The sequence below is a fragment of the uncultured Bacteroides sp. genome (assembly GCF_958445495.1).
Classification (GTDB): Bacteria; Bacteroidota; Bacteroidia; order Bacteroidales; family Bacteroidaceae; genus Bacteroides.
In genome coordinates this window covers 1-12,886 of record NZ_CAUCSQ010000003.1, presented here as the reverse complement: position 1 = coordinate 12,886, position 12,886 = coordinate 1, and the positions used below count along the sequence as shown (strand labels likewise).

General features: G+C 35.5%; 14 protein-coding genes. 13 read left to right on the top strand and 1 reads right to left on the bottom strand.

Annotation, left to right across the window (positions count from 1 at the left end; translation table 11 throughout):
• The first annotated feature begins 15 nt into the window (after positions 1–15).
• Genes Q5076_RS02000 through Q5076_RS01970 form a run of 7 tightly spaced genes read left to right on the top strand, consistent with a single transcriptional unit; the run spans position 16 to position 8,857 of the window.
• Complete coding sequence (locus Q5076_RS02000; RefSeq protein WP_303010557.1) at positions 16–1,158, top strand: lanthionine synthetase LanC family protein; 1,143 nt, start codon at positions 16–18, stop codon at positions 1,156–1,158.
• Positions 1,118–2,293, top strand: a complete 1,176-nt coding sequence (locus Q5076_RS01995; RefSeq protein ID WP_303010556.1) for a zinc-binding alcohol dehydrogenase family protein — start codon at positions 1,118–1,120, stop codon at positions 2,291–2,293. The genes Q5076_RS02000 and Q5076_RS01995 overlap by 41 nt, the downstream gene beginning before the upstream one ends.
• Positions 2,294–2,306: 13 nt before the next feature.
• Entirely contained in the window at positions 2,307–3,332 is a 1,026-nt protein-coding gene (locus Q5076_RS01990) for a TraB/GumN family protein (RefSeq protein ID WP_303010555.1), read from the top strand.
• 11 nt (positions 3,333–3,343) lie between these two features.
• Entirely contained in the window at positions 3,344–5,527 is a 2,184-nt protein-coding gene (locus Q5076_RS01985) for a lantibiotic dehydratase family protein (RefSeq protein ID WP_303010554.1), read from the top strand.
• A gap of 2 nt (positions 5,528–5,529) precedes the next feature.
• A complete protein-coding gene (locus tag Q5076_RS01980; RefSeq protein WP_303010553.1) occupies positions 5,530–6,417 on the top strand; it encodes a thiopeptide-type bacteriocin biosynthesis protein in 888 nt (295 codons plus the stop codon).
• A complete protein-coding gene (locus tag Q5076_RS01975) occupies positions 6,410–8,638 on the top strand; it encodes a peptidase domain-containing ABC transporter (RefSeq protein WP_303010646.1) in 2,229 nt (742 codons plus the stop codon). Before Q5076_RS01980 ends, Q5076_RS01975 begins: the two co-directional genes overlap by 8 nt.
• 3 nt (positions 8,639–8,641) lie before the next feature.
• Positions 8,642–8,857: a hypothetical protein gene (locus Q5076_RS01970; RefSeq protein WP_303010552.1), complete on the top strand. Its 216-nt coding sequence runs from the start codon at positions 8,642–8,644 to the stop codon at positions 8,855–8,857.
• Positions 8,858–9,153: 296 nt separating this feature from the next.
• Here Q5076_RS01970 and Q5076_RS01965 read toward each other — a convergent pair whose 3' ends face one another.
• Complete coding sequence (locus tag Q5076_RS01965) at positions 9,154–9,654, bottom strand: hypothetical protein (RefSeq protein ID WP_303010551.1); 501 nt, start codon at positions 9,652–9,654, stop codon at positions 9,154–9,156.
• A 732-nt stretch (positions 9,655–10,386) separates the two neighbouring features.
• Between Q5076_RS01965 and Q5076_RS01960 the strand changes: the two genes are divergently transcribed.
• The 6 genes from Q5076_RS01960 to Q5076_RS01935 all read left to right on the top strand — a co-directional run.
• The gene (locus Q5076_RS01960) at positions 10,387–10,653 is read left to right on the top strand and encodes a hypothetical protein (RefSeq protein WP_303010550.1); all 267 of its coding nucleotides are present in this window, start codon (positions 10,387–10,389) and stop codon (positions 10,651–10,653) included.
• A gap of 608 nt (positions 10,654–11,261) precedes the next feature.
• Positions 11,262–11,477 (top strand): hypothetical protein, encoded by a 216-nt coding sequence (locus Q5076_RS01955; RefSeq protein ID WP_303010549.1) that lies wholly within the window; start codon positions 11,262–11,264, stop codon positions 11,475–11,477.
• Positions 11,477–11,857, top strand: coding sequence for a helix-turn-helix transcriptional regulator (locus Q5076_RS01950; protein ID WP_303010548.1), 381 nt, complete (start codon positions 11,477–11,479; stop codon positions 11,855–11,857). Before Q5076_RS01955 ends, Q5076_RS01950 begins: the two co-directional genes overlap by 1 nt.
• 21 nt (positions 11,858–11,878) lie before the next feature.
• Positions 11,879–12,049: a hypothetical protein gene (locus Q5076_RS01945; protein ID WP_303010547.1), complete on the top strand. Its 171-nt coding sequence runs from the start codon at positions 11,879–11,881 to the stop codon at positions 12,047–12,049.
• 17 nt (positions 12,050–12,066) lie between these two features.
• Positions 12,067–12,360, top strand: a complete 294-nt coding sequence (locus tag Q5076_RS01940; RefSeq protein WP_303010546.1) for a helix-turn-helix domain-containing protein — start codon at positions 12,067–12,069, stop codon at positions 12,358–12,360.
• A 23-nt stretch (positions 12,361–12,383) separates the two neighbouring features.
• On the top strand, positions 12,384–12,886 hold a 503-nt coding region (locus Q5076_RS01935), incomplete at its 3' end, for a hypothetical protein (RefSeq protein ID WP_303010545.1).

Here is a 12,886-nt window from a genome sequence, read left to right as displayed (position 1 = left end):
AATAGTATAGGAAATTTGAATACAATATTTGACCATTTGTTAATAGAAATTAATAAGCAGAAGCAATATGAGAAACATTCCGCTGGTATTATAGTGGGAGGAACGGGAATTGTTTTGGCATCTTTTAGATTTTATCAAATTACAGGTGAAAACAAATATTGGGATGAGACAAAAAATAGATTAATAGAAATAATTGATAATATTAAAGATAATTACTCTTTTGGGTATGGATTATGCGGTATATCTTGGATAATAAAAATAATATTACAGAGTAGACAAGATGATGAATTAGTCAGGTGGATAAAAGACGCCAATAAAATACTTTTTCGAGAGTTAAAGTTGCAATTAAGTAAAAAGAATTTAGATTTTTTTGATGGAGCTTTAGGCTTGCTTTTTTATTTTATTCAAACGGAGCCTATGGATGTAGAACTCAAAAAACAGATTTATGTTTTTGTGGAAATATTGGAAAGAAAATGTATGAGTAGTAATTGGTGCCAAAAGTGGCAAAATGAAAAGAATAGATACCAAAGAATAAATTTGGGCGTTCCACATGGCATAACAGGATTACTTTTATTTTTACTTATTATCAAGGAAAAAGATATAATTAATGATGATATTACCCCTGTGATAAAAAAAATAATTGATCTTTTATTTAGTTTTAAAGAACATGACTCGATGTATACTTTCCCTTCATATGTAGATATAAGTAATATTAATAAGATGCAAAGGAAAAAAGAAAGTTCTGTTGCTTGGTGTTATGGAGACTTATCTGCTGCCTATGCAATTCTGAAAGCAGGTATTATACTTAAAAATAGTGATTATATACAAATAGCTCTACCGATTCTACAAAAGACTATTCAAAGAAGCGGTTCTCTCAATGGAGAGCTAACACTTTGTCATGGACATATTTCACGCAGTATTATTTATGCTCAAATTTACTCACTAACCGCAGACTCGAGATTTAAAGATGCTTCAGACTTTTGGTCAGATGTCGCAGAATCTGTTTTTTTTGAAAAATATTCTTTATACCTTCAGAAAAAACTTTATGTACATTTTTTCCATGATCCTTCTTTGTTTTTAGGATTTTCGGGTTTCCTAATTCATAAATTAACGGAGGGTGAGAGTAATAGAGAATGGACTAGTTGCCTATTATTATAAACAAGAAATAGAAAATCAATCAATGGAAACATTAGCAATATGTAATCCTATTATTCGGGATATTTACCCCAATAATTTATATTATAACTTCATACTTTGTGGAGAAAACATCAATATTGGTCTATTAGATATTGAGGTGAAGAATGAAGAACGATTAACTGAATATGCAGTAAGTGTACAAGTCAATGCTTTTTCATGCAACTATAGAGATAAAGCTATAATGCTGGAATTTAATGATAGATGTAATATGTTGAGTAAAAATAGCCGATATTTTTATTCTCTATTTGGCTCCGATTTTGTAGCCACAGTTTTGAATATTGGTAAGAAAGTAAAGAGTTTAAAAATAGGTGATCGTGTTATTCCTAATAATGCATATCCATATAGAAATGATGGGAGTTATGGTGGTATTATAACAAATTATGCTTCTCAACGATTTCAAATTTTTAATGAGGATCAATTAATTAGTATACCTAATAATTTGACGGATGAAATTGCTGCGTCTTTTTCTGTTGCTGCGCAGACCGCTTATAGCATGATACGTAAAGCAAATCTCCAGAAAGGAATGAACGTATTAGTAACAGCAGGAAGTTCCAACACATCTTTGGCTATAATTAATGCATTACAACAATATGATGTTTGTATATGGGTTGTTTCATCTGATGTTGAGTTTACGGCAAAGCATCCTATGGGAGAAAAACTGATTCTTATTCCCAAACAATATCTATCCAAGAAACAACTAAAAGATTTTATTGGGGAGACATTATTCGATGTTATTTTTGATCCTTTTTTCGATATTCATTTAAGTTATTTAATACCAAGGATAAACTATAATGGAAAGTATATAACGTGTGGACTATATTCTCAGCATTCTTTATATAAAGAAGATAATTGGGTGAAGTCTCAAAACTACATGTTTAGTTTGTCCGAAGCTATATCAAGAAACGTGTCGATTATAGGGAATTGTATTGGAGTTACCATGGATTTACAAAAAGCAATTTTGGATTATACGAATGGAAATTTCGCTATTATAATTGACTCTATACATAATCATAATAGTGTAAATGAATTCTTAAGGAAATCATTTCATGGGATACCTCGTTTTGGAAAAGTAGTTTATAAGTATGATAATAATTAAAATATGGAATGCTATGATAAAAACAAGTGTATATATTTTCGTATATTTCTACATACTTTGTCAATTCACTTTATGTCAACAAAAAAGCAACGGACTATTATGGGAAATTTCCGGTAATGGTTTAGATAAATCCTCTTTTCTTTTTGGCACATTCCATCCGATCGAAGAACGTAATTTTGAAACTTTTCTGAAACAGATTCCTGGTTTTTATCGTTCTTTTGATGCAACTTCTCAGTTTGTTACAGAAGTTGATATATCGATAGTTAAAGACGTTTTTCAGCATTCATATGGAGATCGTTTTCTACCTATAGATTCCACTTATTCCAAAATGTTAAATAAAGAAGATTTATACCTATTAGACTCTATTACTTTAAAGTATTTCAATGGTAAAGCTGACGAAGTAAAGCTAAGTCCCAATTATTTATACTTGTTTTGTGCGATAACATCCAAAAGAGAGCATATAAGGGAGGAACACCATACCGATTCAACGAAAAGTGAAGGAAGTTTTTTGGATTCATATCTCTGTGATAAAGCTACAGAAAACGGATATATAGTCAGGGGGTTGGATACACGCGAAATAAGAGAAAAACTATTATTTCGAACTTATTGGAATACCGATTCTCTTCCTAAAACACTCATGGAAAGTACGACTCGTCTAATAGAACTTTTGAAGGAATTTAAGAAAGATAGTAATCAATTTTCAGAAGAAGATTATCAAAGACAACGAGAGAAAATCATTCAAACAATGAAACTGGCCTATTTTAATAAACAAGATCTATGGTTGGTGGAGGAGTGTGCAAAAGAATTAGATGAAATAGATTTTCGGAACTATAAATCAGATAGTTTGGCTATAGATTATTTGAAAAATCAAATGAAAATAACTCTTCATGAAAGGAATCAGCTATGGATACAACAAATTCCTGATTTAATAATAAAAGAACCTTCTTTTATTGCTGTAGGAGCTTTACATCTTTGTGGAGAAACAGGGCTTATCAATCAGTTAAGAAAAATGGGATATACCGTAAAACCGGTGGAATAAAAAAGAATAGTATGTTTCAACCTTTTGAGAAATTTGTTTATCGTTTACCGGCTTTTTCTGTGGATCGACTGATGGAGATTTTTGATATGGAAGGAGAATTCTTAGAGTTGCTTGCAGGCGAACGAATTAGAGAAACTGTTTACGTGGGTTCTCCCGATTTATATAAAGAACTTCAGAAACTGATTAACGGTGAAATCAAAGAAGAGGATAAAAAACGTAAAATTGAAACCTCGCTTGTGAAGTATCTAAGTCGAATGTCCACTCGTTGTACTCCATTCGGATTATTTGCCACTTGCTCGGTAGGTAAAATTGATGAAACTACTCAATTCGACATTACTGATGAAATCGACAGATGCACGCGGCTTGATATGTATTATTTGTGTGCATTGGCGCAGTTTCTTGGATATCTGCCGGATATAAGAAGAGAAGTACGCTATTATTCAAATAATACGCTTTATAAAGTAGGTAAGTGTATGCGCTATATTGAATATAAGTATTTAAACAAAAGGCGTATGCACACAATTTCGTCTGTTGAGCGTTCTAAATATTTAGATGTTATATTGAAGAAGGCGGCATCCGGAATCATGATAAAAGAAATAGAGAGTTATTTAAAAGAGCAGGGAATAGAAGAATCGGAAGCTCAGCTTTTTATAGAAAGTCTTGTTCAATCGCAGTTGTTGGTGAGCGAATTGGATGTAAGCATTACAGGTGAAGCTTATTTGAATAAAATAATTACGATTTTAAGTAAGATGAATTTGGCAGATAGTACTCGTCAGTTACTGGGTTCTTTGTGCAACATCAATGATTTACTGAAAAAGATAGATATGGGGAAGTCTTATTCATTGACTGATTATCATAGGATTGTGGATATCGTTAGTGAACTTCCGGTTCCATATACGGAGAACTATCTTTTTCAGGTGGATGCAGTGCGGAAAAGTGCGGTTGCCACTTTGGGGAAAAACATAATCGCAGAATTACAGTCGATACTTTCATTTTTTAGTAAAATGGGAGAAGCGAGAACATCGCCGTTGGACAGTTTCAGAACAGCTTTTTATGAACGATATGAAGAACGTGAAGTTCCTTTGGCGATGGTATTGGATTCTGAATTGGGAATTGGTTATCCGATAGGGCATGGAATAGGGGATATTTCTCCTATTGTTGATAATTTGATATTGCCTGTGCGAAAACAACAAACTGCCAAAGCCATGACAAATGTACAAACATTGTTGTTGGAAAGATTATTGAAAGCATTGAAGGAGGGAGCGAATGAAATTGTATTTCATTCGGAAGAATTTAAATCAGTTCCGGAAAATTGGAACGGATTTCCTGATACCTTATTTACAATGTTTCAAGTAACCAAAGAGGAAAATGGAACTCCTTTTTTGTTTATAAAAAGTATTGGGGGTGATTCTGCAGCCAATCTATTATCGCGTTTTGCCCATTTAGATTCCGAAATGGAGGAATTAGTAAAAAATATTTCTAAAAAAGAGAATGAACTGGTGACAGATGGTATATTGGCGGAGATAGTTCATTTGCCTGGTTCAAGAGTTGGAAATATATTGTCTCGGCCGCATATCCGGGAGCATGAGATTATTTATCTGACCAGTTCGGATTTACCCGAAGCAAATAAAATCTATGTTGACGATTTGATGCTTTCATGCAAAGGGGGTAAGCTGGTGCTTCGTTCTAAAAGACTGAATAAAAAGATATTTCCTCGCCTAACGACTGCTCATAATTATTACAATGATACATTACCTGTTTACCGTTTTTTATGCGATATGCAACATCAAGGAAAGCGAACGACTTTTGGAATTGGTTGGGGAGAACTGGCAAAACATTTAGATTATAAGCCCAGAATCAGGTATGGTAACTCTATTTTGTCTCTTGCTTCATGGAGGGTCAGGCAAGACGAAATCATTGCTTTTTTTCAGTCGCCAGATGCTGATTTGGTTGATAACGTTGCAGTGTGGCGTATGAAAAGAAATATCCCAGTAACAGCTTTATTGGCAGAAGGTGATAATGAACTATTTATTGATTTTCATAGTACTTGTAGCATCCGTGCCTTTTTATCTGTGGTTAAAAAGTGTCCGGTATTTCAGCTATTGGAATTTATTTTCGCCCAAGATGAGTTAGTTGTTAAAGGAACGGATGGAAAGTATCTAAATGAATGTATTGTTGCATTTTATAAGGAGTAAAAATGATGAGTAAGATTCAAAGGTCATTTATACCAGGAAGCGAATGGATATATATCAAAGTATATACTGGCAGTAATACGGCAGATAAAATTTTAGTGAATGAGTTAACTAAGATAATTTTGGTTTTGGAAAGAAAAAAATATATGGAAAAATGGTTCTTTATCCGATATTCAGATCCGGATTTTCATTTACGCATAAGAATTCTAGTAAAAGATTGTAAATTTATTGGAGAAATACTTCGATTGTTTTATAAGCAATTCAACAAAGTTGTGGAAAATGATAGGGTATGGAAGATTCAACTGGATACCTATAATCGGGAATTAGAAAGATATAAAGGACATTTGATGGAATTGACAGAAACCCTGTTTTGCATAGATAGCACTCATACATTGAAATTGTTGAGAATATTGGAAGGTATGCCTCAATCTGCCAGATGGTTAATAGCTGCGAAGATGATTGATAGCTTGCTTGTAGACTTTACCTATGATTTACAACAGAGAAAAGTATTTCTTGAATCAATGGATAAATCTTATAAAATGGAGTTCGGATTTAATGAGTTTAATGCCAAGCAATTTAATGTGATGTATCGGGAATACTCTCATGAATTGGAAGAAGTGCTCTGGGATAAAAAAGTAGATGAAGGGTATAAGGCATTGTATGACATATTAAAATTCCGTTCAAATGCTCTTAAATCTGTTGTACAGCAACTTATTGGAGCGAATGATAGTAGAGAAATGCAAATACTGCTAAGCAGCTATATACATATGATGTTAATTCGATTGTTTCGTTCAAAAAATAGGCAGTATGAACTAATCGTATACAATTTTATGAGTAGATTCTATTCGAGTTGGATAGCTCGAATAAAATATTTGCCCCATGTCAATGATTAAATCTTTTCCTCACTACCAGCAACTAGACTCGATGGACTGTGGTCCATCATGTCTGCGTATGGTCGCTAAATACTACGGTCGCAGTTACTCCCTTCAAAATCTGAGGGAAAGGAGTTTCATTACTCGCCAGGGGGTGTCCATGCTCGGTATCAGTGATGCTGCCGAAAGTATTGGCATGAGAACGCAGGGAGTGCGTATCAGCCTTCAGCAACTGGTTGAGGATGTACCACTGCCTTGTATTCTTCATTGGAACCTGAATCATTTTGTAGTGTTGTATGATATCAGGAAGAAGAGGAGTTTTTTTTCTAAAATAGCAGAAGAGTACTCATTCAGCATCTCTGATCCCGACAAAGGGAAGTATTCCATTGGCAAAACAGGATTTGAAAAGTGCTGGATTAGTACCAGAGATAAAGGACAGGAAGCTGGATTTGCTCTATTATTGACCCCCACCCCTGAATTTTACGAACATATAGACGATCAGGAGCAGCAAAAGAAAAACCTTTCTTTTTATCTGCGATATCTGTTCCCGTACAAATCCCAATTATTCCAACTGATGATTGGTATGCTATTGGGCAGTGTTTTCTCCCTCATCCTTCCTTTTCTGACACAAGCCATGGTCGACCAGGGTATCGGAAACAATAACCTGAACTTTATCACGTTGATACTGATATCACAGCTGGTTCTGTCAGTCACCCAGACGGGAGTCAGCTTTATTCAAAGTTGGATTAGCCTGCACATGAATACCCGGATAAGCATTACCTTGATTTCCGACTTTATCGCCAAACTGATGAGACTGCCTATCCGCTTTTTTGATGCGAAAAACATTGGGGATATCCTGCAACGGATTGGTGACCATGGGCGTATCCAATCATTTATGACCGGAACGGCATTGTCCACCCTCTTCTCCTTCTTCAACTTCTTTATTTTCGCCGGTATCATGGCGTACTATAATCTGACCATATTAATCGTCTTTCTGTTAGGAAATACTTTGTACGTACTGTGGATCCTGTCTTTCATGCGTTATCGCCGTAAACTGGACAATGCCCGTTTCGCCCAGGCCTCCGCCAACCAAAGTAACATGGTGCAACTCATTACAGGTATGCAGGAAATCAAGCTGAACAACTGCGAGAAACAACAGCGCTGGAAATGGGAATCCATACAAGTGAAACTGTTCAAGATAAGTATCAAAGGTACCGCATTGGGGCAAACTCAACAGGTCGGTTCCATATTTTTCAGCCAGACGACATCGCTTCTTATCTCTTTCTTATCGGCAAAAGCAGTGGTGGACGGGGATATAACCTTGGGCATGATGATGTCCATCAGTTACATCATCGGACAATTATCCGGTCCTATCGGTCAGGTGATAAATTTCAGTCAATCATTGCAGGATGCGAAAATTAGTCTTGAACGGCTCAATGAGATTAATAACAAAGAGGAAGAAATCGTATCGGTGAATGATAAGATAAATGTGCTGCCGGAAAATAGGGATATTAGGATGGAGAATGTCTGTTTCAGTTACGATGGTGCGGAAAGGGATTATGTGCTGGATAATCTGAATCTTACCATTCCTCACGACAAAGTGACTGCTATTGTAGGCGCTAGCGGTAGCGGCAAGACAACTATAATCAAGCTTCTGTTAGGATTTTATGAGCCGGTAAAGGGAGACATAAAAGTGGGCAATTATTCGTTTAAAGACATCAACCCCCATCTGTGGAGACAAAATACCGGTGCTGTAATGCAGGATGGTTTTCTTTTCTCTGACTCTATCGCGAAAAACATTACTATCAGTGAGGAGTCGGTAGATACAAAGAGACTGTTGAAGGCTGTGGAGATGGCTAATATCAAAGAATTCATCGAATCACTCCCGCAAAAGTACAACAGCAAGATTGGTATGGAAGGAAACGGTGTGAGCCAGGGGCAGAAGCAACGGTTGTTAATAGCCCGTGCTATCTATAAGAACCCGACGTTTCTATTCTTTGACGAAGCCACTAATGCTCTGGACGCCAATAATGAAAGGATTATCCTAGATAATCTGACTCAGTTTTATAAAGGTAAGACGGTTGTGGTGGTGGCACACCGGCTCAGTACGGTACAGAATGCGGATAATATCGTCGTGATGGAAGCTGGGAGAGTAATTGAGTCGGGTACCCATAAGGAGCTGACGGCAAAGAAAGAGGCATATTACACATTGGTGAAGAATCAACTGGAACTCGGAGTATAGCGTATGGGAGACAAGAAACAGGAAATAGAGTTAAGAAGCGAGGAATTCAATGAAGTATTGAGTGCTGTTCCGGCATGGATTATCCGTTGGGGAATCTCGGTGATAGCCTGTGTCGTTCTAATTTTGCTAATAGGCAGTGCTATGTTTAAGTATCCGGATATCATCAGTTCCACAGTGACCCTGACCGGGTTGCATAAGAAAATCGCAATCCGTTATTAATTAATGGTTTGCGATTTTTAGTTTATATATATTGCACAACGATTGCACAACATCTGTGATATTTATAACTCTTCCAGTACTTCGTTCGTAAATAATAAACTGCAATGCGGTGCTCTAATATATCCTTTTGTTTTGCTTCTAGAGTAAACATTGGAGAGTGGATTTACTTTTTTTATCAAAAGGAGTATGCAGTTTCTTTTTATATTCATAGTTTTTTTCTGTAGATTCTATTGATTTTTTCTTAACTTGCCTGTTGTATTATTTTACACATGCCCCCAAACCTAGAATCTAATACCTTATTGCCTATTGAGCATATCTTTCAGGACACATATTAAATCATCTTTAGACTTTATTGTAGCGTCTTTTTCAGATATAATTCTTTCTAAATCTTGAATACGCTGTTGTAGCCTATCGAGCTCTCCTGGGTTTGATTTGTCGCTTGGGTCTAATCGCTGTATTTCAATTTCTCCGGTGGGCTTAATAATTTTTTGTGTACCGGATTCGGGCATAGTTAGATAATTCATTACTCCAGAATTTTCTTGGGCTACATTACCCTTGTTTTCTTTGATTATCATGTTGCCTTCTCCAGTGAGAAGATATGCCTTGCTTATATAAGGATATTTAGAGCTTATCTTTTCCGCCATATTTTTACTAATCCCAACCTTTTTGGAAGGATTCAATACGTCGTATATTGCTTGTGGTCTATCGAATCCCAAAGATTCAGCAAATTGTTTAGGATTTAATCCAAGATAAGATATTATTTCCTCCATTATTTTAATGACTTTTTCTTTTTCCATAAAGAATAATTCTGTATATTTGTATCGTAACAAGTTGCAGATGTTACAGAGACAAAGTGGTTAAACTTCCTCATAAGAGGTTTAATATATGGTATCCGTAGTAGCTGCAACCTATTGCGGATATTTTGTTTCAAATAATTATGTATTGCGGTATTTTGTTTTATTAGGCCTTTCCAACCGCAACTTTGGAATTGGTCGCTTTACTTTATTACTATGAAATTAGAAGATGTAAATTACGCTTTCAAGAAATTAGTTATAGTAGAGGCTACAATAACATCTCCGGCACTAATCTATTGTATGTTTAACCTCAATCAGCAAACAATGTCAGTGATAGCCGGAATATTGTTTATATATCTTATAACGTTTTTCTTATTTGTCATCTACTTGTTGCAAACATGATTATTCTTTCATTGAATTCAATATCTCTATTAATTCTCCACTGTCCTTGTGTCCGGTTTATTCTGAATATACAGAAACATGCGGTAGCAATACTTATAGCAATTGCAATGCCACTCAAGACTAAAGCCCAACTTTCCTTCTTCATACTATAATAAGGTACAAACTATTCTAATCGTTAAATAATGTTTTATACAGAATATTTCTTTATATTCTGTATTGATTAAAAGAATTATTCTGTATATTTGCATCGTCAATCAATCAATCGACACCACAAAGATGCAAAGATTGAGCGATAAAAACAAATTTTTTACATAACTAAAAATAGGTAAGACGATGAACGCATTCAGTTTTTTAAAAGATGGTAAATTCAATAACAGTGAGATAATGAAACACGCTCACATCTTGAAGGCGTATCGTCATATCTCTTTGAGTGAAGCATTGAAACAGGCTTGGTTCTTGGCAAAGAGGCAACAGAAAGAATATAGAGAGGTTGAAGAGGAAAAGAAGTCTCATAAGCCGGAGTTCCCCAAAAGAGAAGGTAATGTATTGAAGGCGTTCTTTGCTGATAAATATACTAACTACGATAGCTCTTGGAAATAAGATATAAATCCGCTAAAAGGTGGTCTTCATAATCCGACATAAGGCTCCTACAATGTTCAGCGCTGATAGTAAGGGAAACCAGTCGGGCGGATTTGGTCTAAAGCTTGCGTAGACGTAGAGAATATTCTACGCAAGTACAATTGGTTAGCTCTTTGACAAGTTTGTGAAGCGTAGATACAGCTAAAAATATAACCTGTATCTATGAACGTGCAACGAAGCACAAAAAATAGGGAACACTGTTTTTATGGTGGGCATGCTACGATTGGGTAGAAAGCTTTACGAGTATTATATAGTCCGAAAAATCGTCTTTATCAGTAAGAAAACGGGATTAGGCGTCCGTACGCTAAATTAAAATATAGCCCTACTGACAGTTTAAAACTGGCATCCGGTAGTGAGAATCGGGTAGGGCACGTTTCTATAGTGTTTTTGTGATTTTGGGGTACGGTCTGTGAAGATAGTACATCTTTTTGGTATTAGTAGTAATGACAAGTCCTGCATCTTATTGGTGCAGGAAACGGGCGGTTGCATGGAACTAAACGACATAAAGACGTTTTAGAGAGGTTCGATTCCTCTACCGTCCACTAATAATAATCTAATAAATTAATCTTATGGGAGAAAGAATAAAAACAATAACGAGTGACTGGGTAAATTCTATATCTAAAATGGAAATAGGGAAAAAAGCTAGAATCCCGGACGATTGTTATGACCGTGTAATGAGTTCTGCTCGTTACCGATTGAGAAGAAAGGGTATTGAAATAGAAACTGACGGAGATAAATATTTTAAAGGGAAAGTTAAGTTTTTTAATATAAAACGTGTCTCATAATGGGAACCTTGACACAATGTGAATATCAAGTAGCAAACGAAGTAGCTAAAGGGCAAACCCCAGATGAAATAGCCGATTTACTTAAAAAGTCTATTTGGACTATTAAGGCGCAAATTAGAGACATTCATAAAAAGTTAGGTATAAACAATAATGTTGAACTTACTCTATATCTACTTTGTGATAGAGCAAAAAGAAATTTTGATTTGAAAGAGATACGTAAACATGGTCTTTCTTTATTTTTCTCTCTTTGGTTTTTAATCATCGCATTGTTTCCTGATATCCAAACAGATATGAGAAGGTTGAGGATGCGTTCTGGTATTCGAATATCAATACGGACGATTAACCCTGAAAGAGGCAGGAGTTTGGTGTTTGCTGCCTAAATTTAATATAAAATATATTCTATGAAAACAATTCATAAAATACAAAATGTAATTGCGGTCATTGCTTTGGGGATGTCTATGCATTTAGCGACGCAATTGGAAATAACTACTAAAGAGACTATATCAGCCGTTATAATGGTAGTTCTTACTATAGTAATGTTACTAGAAAGAAGTTATAAAGAAGTTCAATAAAAAGAATAGGAGGAATTATGAGAATTACAGAAATATTAGATAGTGGCGCAGATGTTACTTTGAAAATTAAAAGTAAAGACTTAAAAGATTTTGCGGAGCATTTGATTGAAAAATCAATAAAAGGGGTCAAAGAATCATTTATTAGACCGGAAGAGAAATATTTAACAATAAAAGAAGTTGCTAAAAAACTTCATGTTGACCCATCAACTTTATGGAGTTGGGATAAAAGAGGTTATCTCCGTAAAATAGAGGTTGGAGGGAAAAGATTATATCGTGAAAGTGACATAGAAGCAATTCTAAATCGCAAATAACCACTTTAATATAATATATAATCATGTCTGAAACAATCACAGGATTTAAGGGGTTTGATAAAGACCTTAAATGTAGAAACTACCAATATGAGGTAGGAAAAGAGTTCGAAGAAAAAGGAAAAATTGAAGCCTGTTTAAATGGTTTTCATTTTTGTGAGAATCCTTTAGACGTATTAGGGTATTATCCGCCATCTAGCGAAAAAGGTTCGAGTAGATATTGTATAGTGGAAGGATGCGGAAATATAGATAAAGATGGAGATGAGTCCAAAGTTGCTTGCTCCAAATTGCATATCTCTGCCGAAATCGGTTTGAAAGGACTTGTGGAAGCAGGAGTAAAATTTATTCTTGATAAAGTAAATTGGAAAGATAATAAAGAATCTAACACCGGGAACCGTTCAGCCGCTACGAACACCGGGGACCAATCAGCCGCTACGAACACCGGGGACTATTCAGCCGCTACGAACACCGGGAACCAATCAGCCGCTACGAACACCGGGGACTATTCAGCCGCTACGAACACCGGGAA

What these genes read in the sequence shown, in the direction of transcription:
- Q5076_RS01990 (WP_303010555.1), top strand. Translation starts at nt 2,307, where the DNA reads ATGATAAAAACAAGTGTATATATTTTCGTATATTTCTACATACTTTGT.
- Q5076_RS01985 (WP_303010554.1), top strand. Translation starts at nt 3,344, where the DNA reads ATGTTTCAACCTTTTGAGAAATTTGTTTATCGTTTACCGGCTTTTTCT.
- Q5076_RS01980 (WP_303010553.1), top strand. Translation starts at nt 5,530, where the DNA reads ATGATGAGTAAGATTCAAAGGTCATTTATACCAGGAAGCGAATGGATA.
- Q5076_RS01975 (WP_303010646.1), top strand. Translation starts at nt 6,410, where the DNA reads ATGATTAAATCTTTTCCTCACTACCAGCAACTAGACTCGATGGACTGT.
- Q5076_RS01970 (WP_303010552.1), top strand. Translation starts at nt 8,642, where the DNA reads ATGGGAGACAAGAAACAGGAAATAGAGTTAAGAAGCGAGGAATTCAAT.
- Q5076_RS01965 (WP_303010551.1), bottom strand. Translation starts at nt 9,654, where the DNA reads ATGGAAAAAGAAAAAGTCATTAAAATAATGGAGGAAATAATATCTTAT.
- Q5076_RS01960 (WP_303010550.1), top strand. Translation starts at nt 10,387, where the DNA reads ATGAACGCATTCAGTTTTTTAAAAGATGGTAAATTCAATAACAGTGAG.
- Q5076_RS01955 (WP_303010549.1), top strand. Translation starts at nt 11,262, where the DNA reads ATGGGAGAAAGAATAAAAACAATAACGAGTGACTGGGTAAATTCTATA.
- Q5076_RS01950 (WP_303010548.1), top strand. Translation starts at nt 11,477, where the DNA reads ATGGGAACCTTGACACAATGTGAATATCAAGTAGCAAACGAAGTAGCT.
- Q5076_RS01945 (WP_303010547.1), top strand. Translation starts at nt 11,879, where the DNA reads ATGAAAACAATTCATAAAATACAAAATGTAATTGCGGTCATTGCTTTG.
- Q5076_RS01940 (WP_303010546.1), top strand. Translation starts at nt 12,067, where the DNA reads ATGAGAATTACAGAAATATTAGATAGTGGCGCAGATGTTACTTTGAAA.